Origin of the sequence: Phaeodactylibacter xiamenensis (genome assembly GCF_965229835.1) — a bacterium.
GTDB lineage: Bacteria > Bacteroidota > Bacteroidia > Chitinophagales > Saprospiraceae > Phaeodactylibacter > Phaeodactylibacter xiamenensis.
Genome location: NZ_OZ245931.1, coordinates 6,206,731 through 6,222,267 on the forward strand (window position 1 = coordinate 6,206,731; position 15,537 = coordinate 6,222,267).

Annotated in this window: 15 protein-coding genes; 7 read left to right on the forward strand and 8 right to left on the reverse strand. The window is 51.8% G+C overall.

The window, feature by feature from the left end:
* The first annotated feature begins 175 nt into the window (after positions 1 to 175).
* From ACO08I_RS23685 to ACO08I_RS23700, 4 genes are all read left to right on the forward strand, one after another.
* Positions 176 to 712, forward strand: a complete 537-nt coding sequence (locus ACO08I_RS23685) for a hypothetical protein (RefSeq protein WP_282774416.1) — start codon at positions 176 to 178, stop codon at positions 710 to 712.
* Between the two features lie 22 nt (positions 713 to 734).
* A complete protein-coding gene (locus tag ACO08I_RS23690; RefSeq protein WP_421947317.1) occupies positions 735 to 3,914 on the forward strand; it encodes an esterase/lipase family protein in 3,180 nt (1,059 codons plus the stop codon).
* 126 nt (positions 3,915 to 4,040) lie between these two features.
* Complete coding sequence (locus ACO08I_RS23695) at positions 4,041 to 5,276, forward strand: hypothetical protein (RefSeq protein WP_421947318.1); 1,236 nt, start codon at positions 4,041 to 4,043, stop codon at positions 5,274 to 5,276.
* 159 nt (positions 5,277 to 5,435) lie between these two features.
* On the forward strand, positions 5,436 to 5,939 hold the full coding sequence (locus ACO08I_RS23700) for a flavodoxin family protein (protein WP_282778047.1): 504 nt from the start codon (positions 5,436 to 5,438) through the stop codon (positions 5,937 to 5,939).
* A gap of 2 nt (positions 5,940 to 5,941) precedes the next feature.
* Here the strand turns inward: ACO08I_RS23700 and ACO08I_RS23705 are convergent, their stop codons facing one another.
* The 8 genes from ACO08I_RS23705 to ACO08I_RS23740 form a co-directional block, all read right to left on the reverse strand.
* Positions 5,942 to 7,075, reverse strand: coding sequence for a hypothetical protein (locus ACO08I_RS23705; protein ID WP_421947319.1), 1,134 nt, complete (start codon positions 7,073 to 7,075; stop codon positions 5,942 to 5,944).
* Positions 7,076 to 7,130: 55 nt separating this feature from the next.
* Positions 7,131 to 7,976 (reverse strand): TPM domain-containing protein, encoded by an 846-nt coding sequence (locus ACO08I_RS23710; protein WP_421947320.1) that lies wholly within the window; start codon positions 7,974 to 7,976, stop codon positions 7,131 to 7,133.
* A 10-nt stretch (positions 7,977 to 7,986) separates the two neighbouring features.
* A complete protein-coding gene (locus ACO08I_RS23715) occupies positions 7,987 to 8,415 on the reverse strand; it encodes a TPM domain-containing protein (RefSeq protein WP_044215736.1) in 429 nt (142 codons plus the stop codon).
* Between the two features lie 75 nt (positions 8,416 to 8,490).
* Complete coding sequence (locus ACO08I_RS23720; protein ID WP_039723333.1) at positions 8,491 to 9,078, reverse strand: LemA family protein; 588 nt, start codon at positions 9,076 to 9,078, stop codon at positions 8,491 to 8,493.
* A gap of 102 nt (positions 9,079 to 9,180) precedes the next feature.
* Positions 9,181 to 10,257, reverse strand: coding sequence for a methylmalonyl Co-A mutase-associated GTPase MeaB (meaB, locus tag ACO08I_RS23725; RefSeq protein WP_421947321.1), 1,077 nt, complete (start codon positions 10,255 to 10,257; stop codon positions 9,181 to 9,183).
* A gap of 65 nt (positions 10,258 to 10,322) precedes the next feature.
* Complete coding sequence (locus tag ACO08I_RS23730; RefSeq protein ID WP_421947322.1) at positions 10,323 to 11,102, reverse strand: YoaP domain-containing protein; 780 nt, start codon at positions 11,100 to 11,102, stop codon at positions 10,323 to 10,325.
* Between the two features lie 569 nt (positions 11,103 to 11,671).
* Positions 11,672 to 11,971, reverse strand: a complete 300-nt coding sequence (locus ACO08I_RS23735; protein WP_421947323.1) for a putative quinol monooxygenase — start codon at positions 11,969 to 11,971, stop codon at positions 11,672 to 11,674.
* Complete coding sequence (locus ACO08I_RS23740; protein ID WP_421947324.1) at positions 11,968 to 12,741, reverse strand: SAM hydrolase/SAM-dependent halogenase family protein; 774 nt, start codon at positions 12,739 to 12,741, stop codon at positions 11,968 to 11,970. Before ACO08I_RS23740 ends, ACO08I_RS23735 begins: the two co-directional genes overlap by 4 nt.
* Before the next feature lie 244 nt (positions 12,742 to 12,985).
* Between ACO08I_RS23740 and ACO08I_RS23745 the strand changes: the two genes are divergently transcribed.
* The 3 genes from ACO08I_RS23745 (at position 12,986) to ACO08I_RS23755 (ending at position 15,529) form a co-directional block, all read left to right on the forward strand.
* Complete coding sequence (locus ACO08I_RS23745; RefSeq protein ID WP_421947325.1) at positions 12,986 to 14,032, forward strand: PhoH family protein; 1,047 nt, start codon at positions 12,986 to 12,988, stop codon at positions 14,030 to 14,032.
* A gap of 12 nt (positions 14,033 to 14,044) precedes the next feature.
* Complete coding sequence (locus tag ACO08I_RS23750) at positions 14,045 to 14,221, forward strand: hypothetical protein (RefSeq protein ID WP_282778067.1); 177 nt, start codon at positions 14,045 to 14,047, stop codon at positions 14,219 to 14,221.
* Positions 14,222 to 14,287: 66 nt separating this feature from the next.
* A complete protein-coding gene (locus ACO08I_RS23755; RefSeq protein ID WP_421947326.1) occupies positions 14,288 to 15,529 on the forward strand; it encodes a 3-phosphoshikimate 1-carboxyvinyltransferase in 1,242 nt (413 codons plus the stop codon).
* Positions 15,530 to 15,537 lie beyond the last annotated feature (8 nt).

Here is a 15,537-nt window from a genome sequence, read left to right on the forward strand (position 1 = left end):
CGCCGGGACACGGGGGTGCCCGTAGGGCGGGGGTGGATCCAAGTCAATTCCTATTTTTTAACACATAAAAACCTTTTTTCGCCGGGTGCACTCGCCGCTCGACGTAGTTTTACAACGAAGTCGATGTCCTTCACCCGGCGTACTTTCAATAACACACATAAAAAACCTTTCACTTATGAAAAACAAATTCCTACTGCTCACCTGGCTGCTCGCCGTGCCCCTGCTGTGGGGCGGGTGCGAAACCACCACCCCCACTCCGGAGCAGCAACTGCCTGGATTGACCATCACCGGTGAAAACACCTTCGGCTGCCTGGTCAATGGGGAAGCCTGGCTCCCGGAGGGAGGGAACCCTTTTGGGCCGGGGACAAAGCTTCGTGCATCATTTCATTATCCGAGTAATCAATTGGGCGTTACTGCTTTTAAGGAAAATGACGTTACTCATGAGGGTATTTCATTTGAACTTGTCCTAAATGAAGAAAACAGTGAGGTTAAGTACCTCAATACTGCCTTTTTTTTAGACATTGACTGTTCTTTTATTGATATAACCCACCATCTAGACACCTTATCGCCTCATGGTTTTCAGGTTGAGTTTCTAGACCTTGAAGAAAAAATCGTTTCCGGGACATTTTATTTCACTGCCATTAGTTCAGAATGTCAAGAAGACACTATAGTCATTTCAGAAGGGCGGTATGATATTAAATTCGCAAACTAAACCATTCCAAAACTATCATTTTATGAAAACTTCTCTCTTTATCACAACATTTTGTATCCTTGCTTTGGGAAGCTTGTCCGCACAACAGCAGGTGCAGATAGATACTACTTTGCCTCCGGGCTACGTAACAGCAGACTATGCATTGGCTAATCTTAATCTCAATCAGGTGCCCTCTGGGCTGCTTTGGGAAAACGCCTTCCCCTTTGCAAATCTTCCTGCCTTAGATGGCACTGTACTGGCAGATAGCACATTGGTCGACAGGCTGTCATTTGAGTTAATCTATGCCACCCTGCTCGATATGCAGACTGGTGGATATACGCCACCACCTCCCCAGAGTGTATTATCAGAGGATGCATTTCCCGATACCATCACACCGGTCAAAATATTGGTGTATGATTATCACCGGATAAAACCCACTGCCATCGAAGACGACATTCTTCAAGTGGTTAGTAATCAACTGGTCGCAGGGACAAACTTCAACTTGGGCTGGCATACCAAAAGAAGGCTTATGGCCAGTACGCTCTGGAATCAAAAACCATTAGAGGCTGGTGTCAATCATTTCAAGGCTGAGGTTTTTTCTAACCTTTCCCCCTTTGAGATACTGTCCATTGAAGCAGATTTTGGCAATGGCTATGTCAGCCTTTCTCAGGGCCAAACCGCAAGTGTTGACCTGAGTACAGGATTGACAACTGTCACCGTCAAAATTACCTGCCGGAATGGAGATTTACTCTACAGCCATTGCCCAATTGATGTAGTGCCTGGTAGTAGCAGCCAACCTGCACAACAACCCACTGGCCCAACGGTGTACTGCAACCCGTTTGAGCTTACAGAGTTTCCCAACACAGATGGGCTGACCGTAACCGGCTTGTCCCCTTGCTGCGACAATTCCTTGTACAAGCCTCTGATTGTGATCAATGGCTTTGAAGCGCCTGTGCTTGGGTTCGAGTATGATTTTGATAATTTTATACCTGATATGAATACTACCAATACCCCCTTGGGTATTGGTTCAGTTTTGGACGAACTAGAAGCCGAAGGCTACGACATTGTGTTTGTAGACTTTAACGAAGGTGCCCTAAATTCATTAGAGACGAATGCAGAAATTGTCAAAGATGTGATTGAAGCAGTCAACATTAGAAAGGCAGCCGCCGGCAGCTCAGAGCCCAATACGATTATTGGCATTAGTATGGGAGGCGTTGTAGGCAAGCTGGCCCTTCTGGAGATGGAGCGGGATGGAGAAACGCATGACGCAGAAAAGTTTTTCACGTTTGACTCTCCGCTACGCGGTGCAAACATCCCTCTGGGCTACCAGTACTTGTTAGAACACGCGGTAAATATACAGGTAGGCGGGGTGTCTAATTTAGGAAGTATTGTCGATGATCTACAACAAGCACAAAATGTCCTGAGCTCGCCATCTGTCACCCAAATGCTGCTGCACCACAGAGATTATAACATCCCTTCCGCCCCATTCGAGGCTTTTTATTCAAAACTGATGCAGCTCGGTGCCTTGGAAAACTGCGAGCATATAGCCGTTTGTAACGGCTCTCAGATAGGAAGAAACCAAGGTTTTGAGGCCGGGGATGAGATGATGGGGCTCAACTTTTTCTCTTTTGACGGGGCGCTGTCTTTTGGCAATTTTTCGGTCAATGCAGTTCCTGACCGGCCTTCTAGTTTAACCACCATTTATGAAGGAAGACTATTTTATAGCATTTTGATAATTCCTATTGTAAATTCTTCTTTTAGAGTAAGGATCGCCGGTAACAACTACCTTCCTTTAGACAATGCTCCTGGTGGTTTTAATACGGCAGACGCTATAGAATTACCGGATGCTGCTATTCAAGTAATCTCAGAAATCATACCCGGAGTTGGGCAAGTACCATTGAATCCTATAATCCATAATCAATTTTGTTTCATCCCTTCCGTAAGCGCTCTTGAAATAGGGCCCTACAAAGGTCCCGGGCAGCCTCTAGGAGACCCATTCGAAGATGTAAGCGATAATACTGCCGTGGTCAATAATCCTTTGACCACTATCAACCGTTTCGTCGCTATGGATAATGATCCAGACCCTGCCTCTGCATTAGACGATAATACGGAGCACCCTACCTTAAATGTTGACATGGCAGGTGTTCTACTTTCTGAAGTTTTAACGGATAACGGCTTGGCCGGGTTCAATATTTTATTCAACAGAATCTATAATTTTGGGGAATCCGACCAGAAATACGATTATCAAACAGAACCATCCCCAGTGTTTTCCTTTGTCGCAACAAGACATATCATCGATAACTCTGTTTTTGTTACCAATAATTCAAAAATATGCGTTAACAAGAGTGGGTTGATAGGTTTCACAAATAATCCCAATAACCCAATAAATTCGAATGGCTCTAATTTTGATCTCTGGATCAGGCCTGCGCTCTGTGGTGGCACCCCAGTCACGGTTACTGTACAAAACGGGTGCAGCATGGAGCTCGGCCAATGGGACGCCGCCGCCGGCATCACCAACACCGCCCAGGTCTACGTGCAGGCAGACGCGACGGTCTCCATTCAAGCCCAGGGCGAGCTGTACATCAATAAAGACTCCCGGTTTATTGTGCAAAATGGGGGCTACGCCGAGGTGCTCTCCGATGGGCTGCTCAGCGCAGGCTTTGGCGGGCAGGTCCGCATTGAGAAAGGGGGCGAAGCCCGCATTGGCAGCGGGGGCATTTTGCGCGTCAGCCAGGATTCCAAGTGCGTGGTGGAAGACGGTGGCAAGCTGGTACTGGAGCCGGGCGCCATCGTGCAGCTTTGGGACGGGGACGACCCCTTCGGGCGTGCTGTGCTCGAAGTGCAGGGCGAGCTGGAGGTACAGGGCAGCATCGACTTCAGCGGCAATGGCTTCTTTGACTTTTTCCAGAGCCATATCCTCAGCCTTACGGGCGGCATCTTCCGCATTGAGGGGCGGGGCATCGGCAAGCGCTTCCTGCGCCTGCGCAACAATACGACCCTGGATATTGGAGACAATACCGTAGAGCTGCTGGAAGGCCTGGCGGAATACGGCAATTATGCCAAAATCTCCGTAGGGCAGGGCGAAGCCTTTATCTCCAACATGGAGCTGAAGACCGGCGGGCAGACGGCGGTGGACCTGCTGGCTGACGGGGCGACTAAAATCCGTTTTGTGTACAACGAAGCCTACGGGTTTGCCAATGCTGTGGAGGCTTACAATACTTAACCGGCCAATGCGCTGGACTTCCTGTTCTTCCAGAGCGGCTTTTCTGATAACCGGAATTCTATCTGGCTCTCATACGGCAGCAATGCGCGGGTTTGGGACTGCCATTTCAATGGCACCGGCACCGGTGTGAATGCGATGCTGCTCGACGAACTGCAGTCTGTGCGGGTAGACGCAAGTGTCATTGAAAACTACAACGTGCCAACGGAGCCTGAATATATGACCTGGGGCGCCGTCCACGTCTCCAACGTAGGCGAGTACATCATGAGCGGGGGCGAGCTGTCCAATAATGACGTGGGCTTGTACTGCCCGCCGGGCAATTATGTTAATGTCACCCTCCGCGGGCAGGCTGAAGTGGCGGATAATGATTTCTATGGGCTCCATATCGTAGAGGGCAACCGGGAAGGCAGCAACTATGGGCTGGTCACGATGGACTGCGCCAAGCTGCTCAATAACGGGCTGGCCGGCATCAAGGGGCAAAACCTCATCCTGAACATTGACGCATTCATCAACTCTCAGACGGACAACCTGGCTTTCGCCCGGTCCAACCATTTCCAGCGCGGGCCCAATGATGCGCTTTGGTTCGATATTTGTTACGATGGCACCCTTGCTGAAACGATCAATACCATCCCCGCTGAAGGCAACTACTGGGGCACCGACCACGCGAACCCGGAGCCGGGCGGTGGGCTGTACTACTACGCCCTTGACAAAACCAACTTTGGCGGCTGCAGCGGTTTCCCGGAAATCAGCCTGGGATTTGGCACCAAAGCCACCGGTGCGCCTACGAGCTGCCCATCGGGCCCGCCTACCGGCCCGCACGTGCCACCGTCCAAAGATTGCAGCGGTCTGATGGCTACGCCAACCGAGCAGCTTGGCGGCAGCTTCTTTGATGCCTTTTTCGCCTATCAGGACAGGCTGGAACAGGAGGAGCTGACGGAAACCACGTACAGCTTGTTTGCAGCTGTCGCCCAGAAGTCCAACACAGAGCGGGGCACCGCATCCGATCAATGCAAGCACTACATCGACGTGGCGCGGGTATTTGTGCCCCATACCGGTGGCCAAAACCTTCAATCGGCAGGCGGCAGCCCGCAGGGCATGCAGCAGCGTCAGGGCCCTGGCTTATCAGGGCAGCCCTCCGCCTTCCCCAACCCGGCACAGGACGAAGTGGCGGTAGAGTGGAGCCCGGGCACCCAATTCTCTCTGCGCGCCATTAATGCAGCCGGGCAGGAGGTATGGTCAGGCCTGCTGCCGTCCGGCACCCACCGCTTGCCGGTGGACAGCTGGGCAGAAGGCTGGTACTTCCTGCACTTCACTACCACAGACGGGCAGCGCGCCCATCAGCTAAAAGTGATGGTGCAGCGGTAAGGCATGAAGAGGAATAAGGCTTTATGGACAAGCTCCGGCGGTATTGGCTGCCGGGGCTTGTCTGTTTTACAACAACAAGGCTGCGCGCTTCCTCTGACATAAATCATTGCCAATTTCCCACCACCAGCTTACCTTAAGCTTTCACGAAACCAAACCACAATGAAAGCCTTAGTCTGGTACGATTCTTTCTTTGGTAATACCCAGCAAATTGCAGAAGTAGTAGCCGAAGCCATCCGCCCCTATGTGCGAGTGGTGGAGCTGCAGCGTATTCAGAATGCTTCCCCAGAGGATGTGGAGCGGGCTGATATTCTGATTGTCGGATCGCCCACTCGCGGCTTCCAACCTTCTGAAGATACTAAAACGCTATTGCGCCAACTGCCGCGCCACGCGCTAAGAGGGATGTGGGTAGCTGCCTTTGACACCCGGATTGCCCTGCATACCATCGAGAATGGCTTGTTCCGGTGGATTGTCAAAACCGGGGGCTATGCTGCAAGCACCATTCATAAAAGCCTGCTGCGCCATGACGGACAAGCGGTTATCGCGCCGGATGGCTTTTGCGTGACAGATAAGGAAGGTCCACTGATGGAAGGCGAACTGCAGCGTGCCCGGGCCTGGGGCAATACTATCGGGCAGATCGTGGGAGAAGAAATGGTGGTGGTGTAGAATTATTTTTTCCTCATCCGGAACTCAACCGGGCCCCCATCCAGCGTAAAGTTTTGGCTTAGGGGGTGGTACCCTGCCCTTTGAGCGGAGATGGAATGGTTCAGCCGCTGCATGTCCATTGGGATGGACACTTCAAATTTCCCAAATTCGTCGGTGGTGTCCCTTTGGTTCAAGATAAGCAGACTGACGCCGGGTAATGGCTCTGTCCCATCTTCATTCAGGATTTGCCCGGACACCTTTTCCAGGCTTCCATCCGGTAGCACTTCAAGGGTCGTACTTTTACCGTTGAGGGTCAACGAATTTCCTTCAAGCTTCCAGTAATCTGCATTCAGCCGTACCCGGACGGTGTTACCTCTCAGGGTGCCGGGCAGGGATTTGAAATCTGCCAGCCCGTCTGCATCAATATCAGCACTTTCCCATTTATTTTCTACAAATAATTGTACCGAACCCTCCTTGAGTTTTGGATAAAGTCCGGCTCCGGTCACCTTGGTTTTCAGGCTAATGGTAAATTCAAAGGGGCCGCAACCATCCGTGGCCACTACGCTGGCCGGGTTGATGAGGTATACGAGGGCAAAGACTGCCGCAGCACTGCCTGCTTTAACACCCTGCATCTCAAATTGCAATAGTCCCGGTAGCTTGATGGCTGCAAGGCCGCCTCCCAGCGCCATTAGCAATCGGAATACCATTGCCTGGGCGGCGGTAGGGCAGGGGATAAATGCGCCAACCACTATCGCCGTGCCCACTAGCAGGACCAGCCCGGCTATCCAGGGTATATTTTGGGAAAAGTCCGTGGTGTCGGATGGAGCGCCTGATATTGCTGCCGGGGTAGCTCCGGCCAGGCTCGCTGCTTCCTCTGCGGTTTGTTGGAGCTTCGTTTCATCAGTGGATTTTGGTATTTTTTCAATCAGGCTTTGCAGGGACTGCTGTATCTGATTGAGCTGCAACTGATAACTATCCGCATCCAGCGTGCCGCTGTTGTAGCGTTTCTTAATGCCGTTGTAGCGTCCGGCCTGATGAATGACATCCCGTTGGAAATAGGAATCGTCGGATACTTCAGCGAGTTGGGTCAGCGCATCAACTACACGCTCCAGTTCGCCCTCGATCAGCCATTTGCGGAGTTCTTTAGGTGTTGCCATAGGGGTTCGGTATTTATGGCAAGATAGCGAAGATTTCTGAACTACCTGCTTTGCTTTACCATTCCCCACCTGCCCCGCCGCCACCGGTGAGGCCGCCTCCAAAGCCACCGAAGTCGCCCCAGTCGCCACCGCCACCGCCGGACCAGCCACCGCCACCACCTCCAGACCAGCCGCCACCGCCGCCAATCCAGGGGAAGGGGAAGATCATCCAGCCACCACCGCGCCGGCCTCGCCGCCTGCGGTCCATATCGTAGCGCCCGCCGCGGTAATAGCCGCCATCGTCATCATCGTCTCCACCACCGCCCATACGGCTGAGCACTACGATGAGGATAATGACAAAGAGGATGACCAGAATGGCCGGAATACCACCTTTGGCCTCTTGTTTGCCATCAGCCTGCTGTGGGGTGTCATTGGTGTATTCGCCCTGCGCCAGTTCCATAATGGCACTTGTCGCCCGGTCGAGCCCGCGGTAGTAGCGGCCCTCCCGGAAATTGGGCGTGATGATTTCGTCAATAATCCGTTTGGCAAGGGCATCCGGCAGAAAGCCTTCAGCGCCGTAGCCCGTCATGATGCGAACCTTGCGGTCATCACGGGCTACGTAAATGAGTGCGCCATTGCTCTTTTCCCGGCTGCCGCCAATGCCCCAGGCTTCGTAGTATTCGAGTGCCCGGTTGAACGGGTCACCACCCTCAAGCGATGGTTCCGTCACGATAACGATCTGCGTGGAAGTCTGCCGGGCATACTGTGCCAGCTTTCGGGTCAGCTGTTCATCCTCCTGCCGGGACAACAACCCTGCATAATCGTTGACCACCTCATTGGTGGGCGCAGGTACCGGTTGCTGAGCGCTAAGCGGTAGGGCAATTAGTGTGAAAAGGGCAAAAATCCAGGTCTGTAATCTCAACGTCTTAGTTTTAACTATACGAAATATCATCGGGCAGCTCGTTTTCATCATCGGACTGATAGGGGAAGAAGGCCTTCAATTTAGCACCGACCTGCTGTACAGCTGCACAAACCCCATCAGCGTAGTTGCCGCTTTTGAAGTGGGCAAGCATGATGTCCCGTTCTTCCGACCAGAAATCTTTGGGCACCTTTTCATTAATGCCTTTATCGCCCAGGATCGCCAGCTTGCGCTGTTCCGGAGCGATGAAGATGAGTACGCCGTTGCGGGCCTCCGTTTTATGCATTTCCAGTTTCAGGAAAGTCTTCTGGGCCGCCTGAAGCACATCGCCTTTCAGGTTGTCCTCCAGGTGTACCCTGATCTCGCCTGAGGTACTAAGCTCAGCTTCCTGAATGGCATCAATAATACGGTCTTCTTCTTCGGGTTGGAAAAAGCGGATCATACAGTGGAATTGGACCGGGCAGTTCAATTTAGCAGTTTGTTACCGTCTCTTTGAACCGCCCGGTTTAAAGAAATGCTAGAATTCTACTTTTGGCGCATTTTGCGCGCTGGCCTCTGCTTCAAACTGGGCTCTCTGATCGAAGCCAAACAGGCCGGCAAAGAGGCTGCCCGGGAAGCGGCGTACCTTTTTGTTGTATTCCGTTACCACATCATTGAAACGGTCGCGCTCCACTTTAATGCGGTTTTCGGTGCCCTCCAGCTGTGCCTGCAGCTCGCGGAAGTTTTGGTTGGCTTGTAGCTGGGGATAACGCTCGGACACGACAAGCAGACGGCCCAGCGACTGTGACAGTGCGCCCTGCGCCTGCTGAAACTCCTGTAGCTTCTCTGCACTCAGGTTGGAAGGATCGATATTGACACTTGTTGCCCGGGAGCGTGCCTGCGTCACTTCGGTCAGGGTACTTTTCTCAAACTCTGCCACTCCTTTTACAGTATTGACGAGGTTTGGGATCAGGTCAGCGCGGCGCTGATAGGCACTCTGTACTTTTGACCAGGCATTTTCCACATCCTCATCCATTTCGACGAAGCCGTTGTAGCTGTTACAACCACTTACAAAAAGTACCAGCCCCAGGCCGATCAGGATAATTGGAAGAAGTAATGATCTCATTGGTGTTTTGAATTTTAGAGTCTAAAGTTGATTGAAAAGCAGTTAAGGTTCCATTCGGTTCGCCAGGACTGCCAAATTGTTAGACGAACGCAGGCCGGGAAGTCATTTTTGTTCCCGGAAAGCCTGAAGCAGGGCCTCAGCGGCATGAAAGGAGGACTGCTGCCCGTTCATCACCTGCCGTTCCACTTCTTCAAGCTGACTGCGTACAGTTTCATGATTAAAAAACAACTGTCTCAGCTCCCGGTTTATGGTTTCGTGCAGCCAATACCGGGCCTGGGCGCGGCGGTTGTGCTCAAAGTAGCCATTGGCGCGGGTTTGTTCCTGATAAGCCTGAATGTCTTTCCAGACTTCCGGGATGCCCATCCCGGTAGTGGCAGAGCAGATTTCCACCCGGGCCACCCATTCACTTTCCTTGGGCGGGAATAAATGCATAGCATTGCGGTACTCCTGTTTGGCTTGTTTGGCAAGCGGCAGGCGTTCACCATCTGCTTTGTTGACTACGGCGAGGTCCGCCATTTCCACAATGCCCCGCTTGATGCCCTGTAGTTCATCACCCGCACCGGGTAATAGGAGTAAAAGAAAGAAGTCCGTCATGGAATGCACCGCTGTTTCGGACTGCCCCACGCCCACGGTTTCAATCAGGATCGTATCGTAGCCCGCCGCCTCACATAGTATAATCGCCTCCCGTGTTTTCCGGGCCACCCCGCCCAGGGATTCTCCTGCCGGTGAGGGGCGGATGAAGGCATTCTCCTGATGCGCCAGCTGCTCCATACGGGTTTTGTCTCCCAAAATACTGCCCTGTGTCACCTGGCTTGTAGGGTCTACAGCGAGCACAGCGAGTTTTCGACCCTCCTTCAGCACATGCAGTCCAAAAGCTTCAATAAAGGTACTTTTTCCCACGCCCGGCGTTCCCGTAATGCCAATCCGGACCGACTGTCCGCTCATCGGCAGGCAGGCTTCAATGATCTGTTGCGCCAGCGCCTGATGCTCCTGACGAGTGCTCTCTACAAGTGTGATGGCTTTAGCCAGTGCCACCCGGTCTCCCTTTTGGATGCCGGAGGTGTAATCCTCCAGCCCCCATAGCTTTTTCCGGATACGCCTGAGATTAGGGTTGAGGCTGCCGGGAGAAATAACGCCTTTTTGGGTATGCCGGCCGGTAGGGCTTTGATCATCAGGCATGTTGGATTCGAATATTTGGTACAGCAGCTAACTTAAGGAATCCCTTTGGTAATTAATAGCCTAACCTATTGCCGCTGTTTCCATTTGTCCATCACCTTATCAAAGCGGCTGTCCATACAAACGCTAAGGTCAGTCGTTACAAACTGCCCGTCCAGGAAAAGGCTGAAAATGGTTGCAGGGCTGGGGGCGGACTGAGCCTGCTCCGGGGTTTCCAGCTTAATAAGTGTTAGTGGCAGCCCCCGCTTTTCTGCCGTTTCCGAAAGGGATTGTTCTGCATGAAAAGGTGCAAACGGGCAGCGGTTGGAATAGTAGGCGGTCAAACCTTTGAGGTTTGGGCACGTGCCTGACCGTACGGAGTCTTTAAAGCCCGGGTTTTGCCCGTTGGGGGTTAACTTTTTAACCAGCAGGCTGAACCCGCTGCTGATGCGGTCTGCTTCTTCAAAGCCCTGCCGCAGCAGCCATTTGGTATCCGACATGAAATGAAACTTCCGGGTGCCCACTACAGTGACCAGCCCTTTTTTGCCCTGTGCCAGAGCGTCTTCCCATGCAGATTGCAATAGAAGCTTGCCGTAGCCTTGTTTCTTGTATTTTCCTGAGACCCAAAAGCAGTTGATGTTTAAATATCCTGGTGCAGAAATGGGTATCCATGCGGTCTCAGCAGGCCCATACTCTATGAATACCTTTGCCCGGGCATCAAGCCTGCGAAAGACGTAGCCATGCTCCATCTCCCCTCGCAGCCATGCTTTTTTGTCGTTGTACCCTTTGATGCACTTTTTGTCAGATATCGCACAGCAAATATGCTCCTCTGCCAGGGTTTCAGGAGTGAGATTTATGAGTTCAGCCATGTTGGAATTATATCTGGTCAGATCACAAACAAAATAGATACCTCCAACTCTGCCTGTCAATGTGAATAGTCACCCTTTGGAATATTTTTGCATGCAGGGCAAAACAAACAAACAGCTACAGAAATAACCGGAAAAGCGCTCCAAACAGCCTGCCTAACATTTCCCTTGCACCTGTTAAAGTTCTTAATGTCTTGATATTAAGAAATTAACAATTTTTGCATCGGGTTGGATATCAAGGTATTGGAGTGTGTTTTGTGTTTAACGCTTCCGGTTGAGGCCGGGTATTTCCGTTAAACTCTGCTAAGGCACGGTGAGGGTGGGTACAGGCTATTGACCCGCCCGTTTATTCTGTGCTTCTTTGTGATGTACCGATTGAAAACAATCTACACACCTAAAAACCCTGAACCCTGTTTTGTAAAGCTGTGAAATTAATTGAAGCCCCAATTGACAAGAAGGGGAGCCATTTGGTTCCCCTTTTCACTACCCAAAAGACGCCGCCCCTGCAGCAACTATCGCATTTATTCCTTAACAGGTGAATTGCCGGTAGCGCTCAACCCGCTGTGGGGGCTTTATTGCTCCACCTGTGAAGCCACTTCCACACTCCATGCTTCAGGCTTGCCGCCAAACAGGGCTTTTGTTTTCGCCCAGGTCCGCTTGAACAACTCCGAATGCCGGTACTGCTCCAAAGCAGCCTCGTCCTCCCAGTAGCTGTAAGTAAAGAAAACTTCCGGCTGATTCCTGTCGCGCCAAAGCTCCAGGTGATGGCAGCCGGGGAAGCCCCGGATCAGCGCTTTGCTGGATTCAAAAATACCTTGAAAATCTGCTGTCTTTTCAGGCTGGAAAGTCAGTTTGACGATTCGTTTGATCATGAGCGGAATTCGATTTGAACGGTGTCTTCTACATTAATCCCCAGCAAGCTGCTGGCTTTGCCCATATTGATGGCAATCTCCAGTAAATCGGAGGAGTTGAACAGGCAAAGCGGCTCCCCGATCTCCACTTCGTGGTACTGCCGGCATAGCGTTCGGATAGGGTCGTTGCGCTTGAAGTAGAGGGCAAAAGACCGGTCCGCACCTACCTGTTCGAACAGGGAGCGGTTGATATTGGTGATCGCGTTGTCAAAGCTGTCCACAAAAATAACGGAGCCCCTGATTTGGGAGGGCCCGATGACCGGCTGCAGAGTGATGCGCTTCATGACCTCGGTTGTGGCCGGGCCAAGCTCAATAAGCGGCCGTCCCTGCGCTAAGTGCCCGATTGCCCGGGCGTAGATACGTTCCAGCGACATCAGTTCCTCCGGCGCATACTCCAAAAGGTGATATTGGTTCGGTGCGTCCTCCGGGAAGATAAGCGAGAACAAACCATTGTCTGGTGCAATAAAGTAATGCCCCCGATAGGCTGCTGCGAGAAACCGCGGCGTGCCCGAAGGGTAGTCATTCACACTGATCAGGTGAAGCGTGCCTTTGGGAAAGCTTTGCCATGCATTCCGGAACAGGAAGGCGGCCTGTACAATATCGTAATTGCTCACCTGATGCGTGAGGTCAATCAGCTGTGCGGAGGGAGCAGCGGCCAACAGCGCTCCTTTCAATTTGGGAAGGTCAAAGCCCTTGTCGCCGAAATCAGTGGTAAGCGTTACAATTGCCATAGGCTTAATGTGGAAGTGAAGGGCTAAATTTAAATGTAATGCGCTACTTATCCGAATTTTCCGGACATACTCCTAAATTATTCAGCCCGGGGCAAAATTAACGTAATCTTGAAGCAAGAGGCGGCCTAAGGTTGAACTTTTATGAATATATTAGAGTTCTGAAAGCATTAATCTGAACTTGGCTAAGTTGCCTTCCTGATAAAGCGTAACCGCCAGGTTCTTCACCAAAAGGGATACCATTATATTGAGTGAGATCATTTTAACTGTGGAAAGTGTCGACCTGGTCGAGCTATACGGTGAAAACAATAAAAAGCTGAATCTGCTTCGGGAAGCCTTCCCTTCTGTCACCATTACCTCCCGTGGCAGCAGCGTAAAGATGGCAGGTGACAAGAAAGACACGCAGAGAGCCAAGTCGAAATTCGAAATGATGGTCCGTCTGTTGCGTGAGCACAAAGAGCTGCCTATGCAAATGGTACAGGACCTGATCAACGACAATAATCCATTTGAAGCACGGATCAGCAAAGAGAGTGCATCAAATAAAACGATTTTGCACGGCCGTAACGGGCGGCAGATCAAAGCCAAGACCCACAACCAAAAGCGGCTCATTGAGGCGAGCGAAACGAATGATGTGGTCTTCGCTATTGGTCCCGCTGGCACGGGCAAAACCTATACTGCTGTAGCCCTGGCTGTGAAGGCGCTTAAAAACCGAATGGTCAAGAAGATCATCCTTACAAGACCGGCCGTTGAAGCAGGTGAAAGCCTGGGCTTCCTCCCCGGTGACCTTAAGGAAAAGGTTGATCCTTACCTCAGGCCCCTTTACGATGCCCTGGATGATATGCTCCCCGCTGAAAAGCTGCAGCAGTTCATGGCCAACCGGGTTATTGAAATCGCGCCCCTGGCATTTATGCGTGGGCGTACACTGGATAATGCATTCATCATCCTGGATGAGGCGCAGAACTGTTCGACGGCTCAGCTCAAGATGTTTCTGACCCGCCTGGGCCCGTCAGCAAAGTGTATTATTACCGGAGACCTTTCTCAGGTGGATTTGCCCTTCCATCAGAAATCGGGCCTGCGCCGATCCATTGAGCTTCTGGCAGGGCTAACCGGGATTGCTGCAATCAAATTGGATGCGGACGATGTGGTCCGCCACCGCCTGGTCAAGGAAATCATTCTGGCCTACGAGCGTTCTGACGAAGAAATGCGTAAACGCCGTGAACAGCGTGAGAGTGACAAAAAGAAAGAAGCGGAAAAAGAGACGGTCCAATCAAAGGCGGCTGCTCAAGAAGAATAACTGCATACAACGATGAATTACCGAGTTCGTATCAATAAAAAGAAAGAGGCTGCATTCCATAAAATGCTGAGTGCACTGGAAGCCCTGGGGGTGATTCTGGAGTATGAGCGCCTGGATAAAGATGCCGATGAAGACAGGAAAGATAAAGCTGAGGAAGTTGCAGATCAGTACCGCGATTTGGTAGATTAGCGCTTCTAAATTCTGAGGTTTTCAGGTTTTTTCTCATTTTGTCGCCCTTTAGAGTTTATCCTGACTATGACACTTACTTTAAGCAGGCCTGAGGGCACACTTACCGGGGAAATCACCCTGGCCGGTTCTAAAAGCATTAGCAACCGTGCACTGATGATCAGAGCGCTGAGCGGCGCCGGTTTTCCTATTCATAAATTGGCGAATGCCAGGGACACCGTACTGTTGGAGGCATTACTGCAAACCACTGACCACACCCTTGATGCCGGTGCCGCCGGGACGACTTTCCGGTTCCTCACGGCTTATCTGTCCATGCAGCCCGGAGAGCAGGTGCTTACCGGCACTGAGCGGATGAAACAACGGCCTATTGGTGTATTAGTGGATGCGCTGCGGAAGCTGGGCGCCAAAATTGACTACCTCGAGCAACAGGGTTACCCGCCTCTTCGGATAGGTGCTCCCGACGGGTTTGGAAAAGCTAATACCCTGTCTATCGCCGCGAATACCAGCAGTCAGTACATTTCTGCCTTACTCATGCTGGCACCAACCCTTCCGGAAGGGCTCCGGTTGCAGCTCGAAGGCGAGATCGTCTCCCGCCCTTACATAGAAATGACCCTTTCCCTAATGAGCTACTTTGGTGTGAGCCATCAATGGGAGGGGCAGACCATTATTGTGCCGCCTCAGTCTTATGTGGGCAAGCCTTTCACTGTAGAAGCAGACTGGTCGGCAGCCTCCTACTACTACGCTATGGCTGCCATTGCCCCGGAGACGGACCTTCGCCTGAATGGGCTTTTCCGGGAAAGTTTGCAGGGCGATGCCGTCCTTTCGGAAATGATGACCGAATTTGGAGTGGAAACCCACTTTGACGAGGCTGGCGTCCGGTTGAAAAAGAGAGCAGGTGCAGAAGTGCCGGACGAGTTTACCTGGGATTTCCTGAAGTGTCCTGACCTGGCGCAAACGCTTGCTGTATGCTGTGCTGCAGTGGGCACAAGTGGTACGTTTTGTGGCTTGGAAACCCTGCGCATTAAAGAAACTGACCGCATTCTGGCGCTTCAGCAGGAACTGCAAAAAGTCAACGCCAACCTAATCGAGCTGCCTCCTACCGGAGAGCGTACTTACTTTCAGACACAAGGCAAAACGCTTTTTGGTTCCACTCCAACCTTTGCTACCTATGAAGATCATCGTATGGCGATGGCTTTCGCACCTTTGGCAATGCAGCATCCCATCGAAATTGAGGAGCCGGAGGTAGTCGTCAAGTCTTACCCGGACTTTTGGAAAGACCTGCAGAAGATAGGTTTTGAGGTAGTCAGATAAAAAAGGCC

Excerpts from the sequence above, each read along its gene's own strand:
- ACO08I_RS23750 (WP_282778067.1), top strand. The coding sequence starts at position 14,045 with ATGAATTACCGAGTTCGTATCAATAAAAAGAAAGAGGCTGCATTCCAT.
- ACO08I_RS23715 (WP_044215736.1), bottom strand. The coding sequence starts at position 8,415 with ATGATCCGCTTTTTCCAACCCGAAGAAGAAGACCGTATTATTGATGCC.
- ACO08I_RS23755 (WP_421947326.1), top strand. The coding sequence starts at position 14,288 with ATGACACTTACTTTAAGCAGGCCTGAGGGCACACTTACCGGGGAAATC.
- ACO08I_RS23735 (WP_421947323.1), bottom strand. The coding sequence starts at position 11,971 with ATGATCAAACGAATCGTCAAACTGACTTTCCAGCCTGAAAAGACAGCA.
- ACO08I_RS23690 (WP_421947317.1), top strand. The coding sequence starts at position 735 with ATGAAAACTTCTCTCTTTATCACAACATTTTGTATCCTTGCTTTGGGA.
- ACO08I_RS23705 (WP_421947319.1), bottom strand. The coding sequence starts at position 7,075 with ATGGCAACACCTAAAGAACTCCGCAAATGGCTGATCGAGGGCGAACTG.
- ACO08I_RS23685 (WP_282774416.1), top strand. The coding sequence starts at position 176 with ATGAAAAACAAATTCCTACTGCTCACCTGGCTGCTCGCCGTGCCCCTG.
- ACO08I_RS23720 (WP_039723333.1), bottom strand. The coding sequence starts at position 9,078 with ATGAGATCATTACTTCTTCCAATTATCCTGATCGGCCTGGGGCTGGTA.
- ACO08I_RS23730 (WP_421947322.1), bottom strand. The coding sequence starts at position 11,102 with ATGGCTGAACTCATAAATCTCACTCCTGAAACCCTGGCAGAGGAGCAT.
- ACO08I_RS23700 (WP_282778047.1), top strand. The coding sequence starts at position 5,436 with ATGAAAGCCTTAGTCTGGTACGATTCTTTCTTTGGTAATACCCAGCAA.
- ACO08I_RS23740 (WP_421947324.1), bottom strand. The coding sequence starts at position 12,741 with ATGGCAATTGTAACGCTTACCACTGATTTCGGCGACAAGGGCTTTGAC.
- meaB (WP_421947321.1), bottom strand. The coding sequence starts at position 10,257 with ATGCCTGATGATCAAAGCCCTACCGGCCGGCATACCCAAAAAGGCGTT.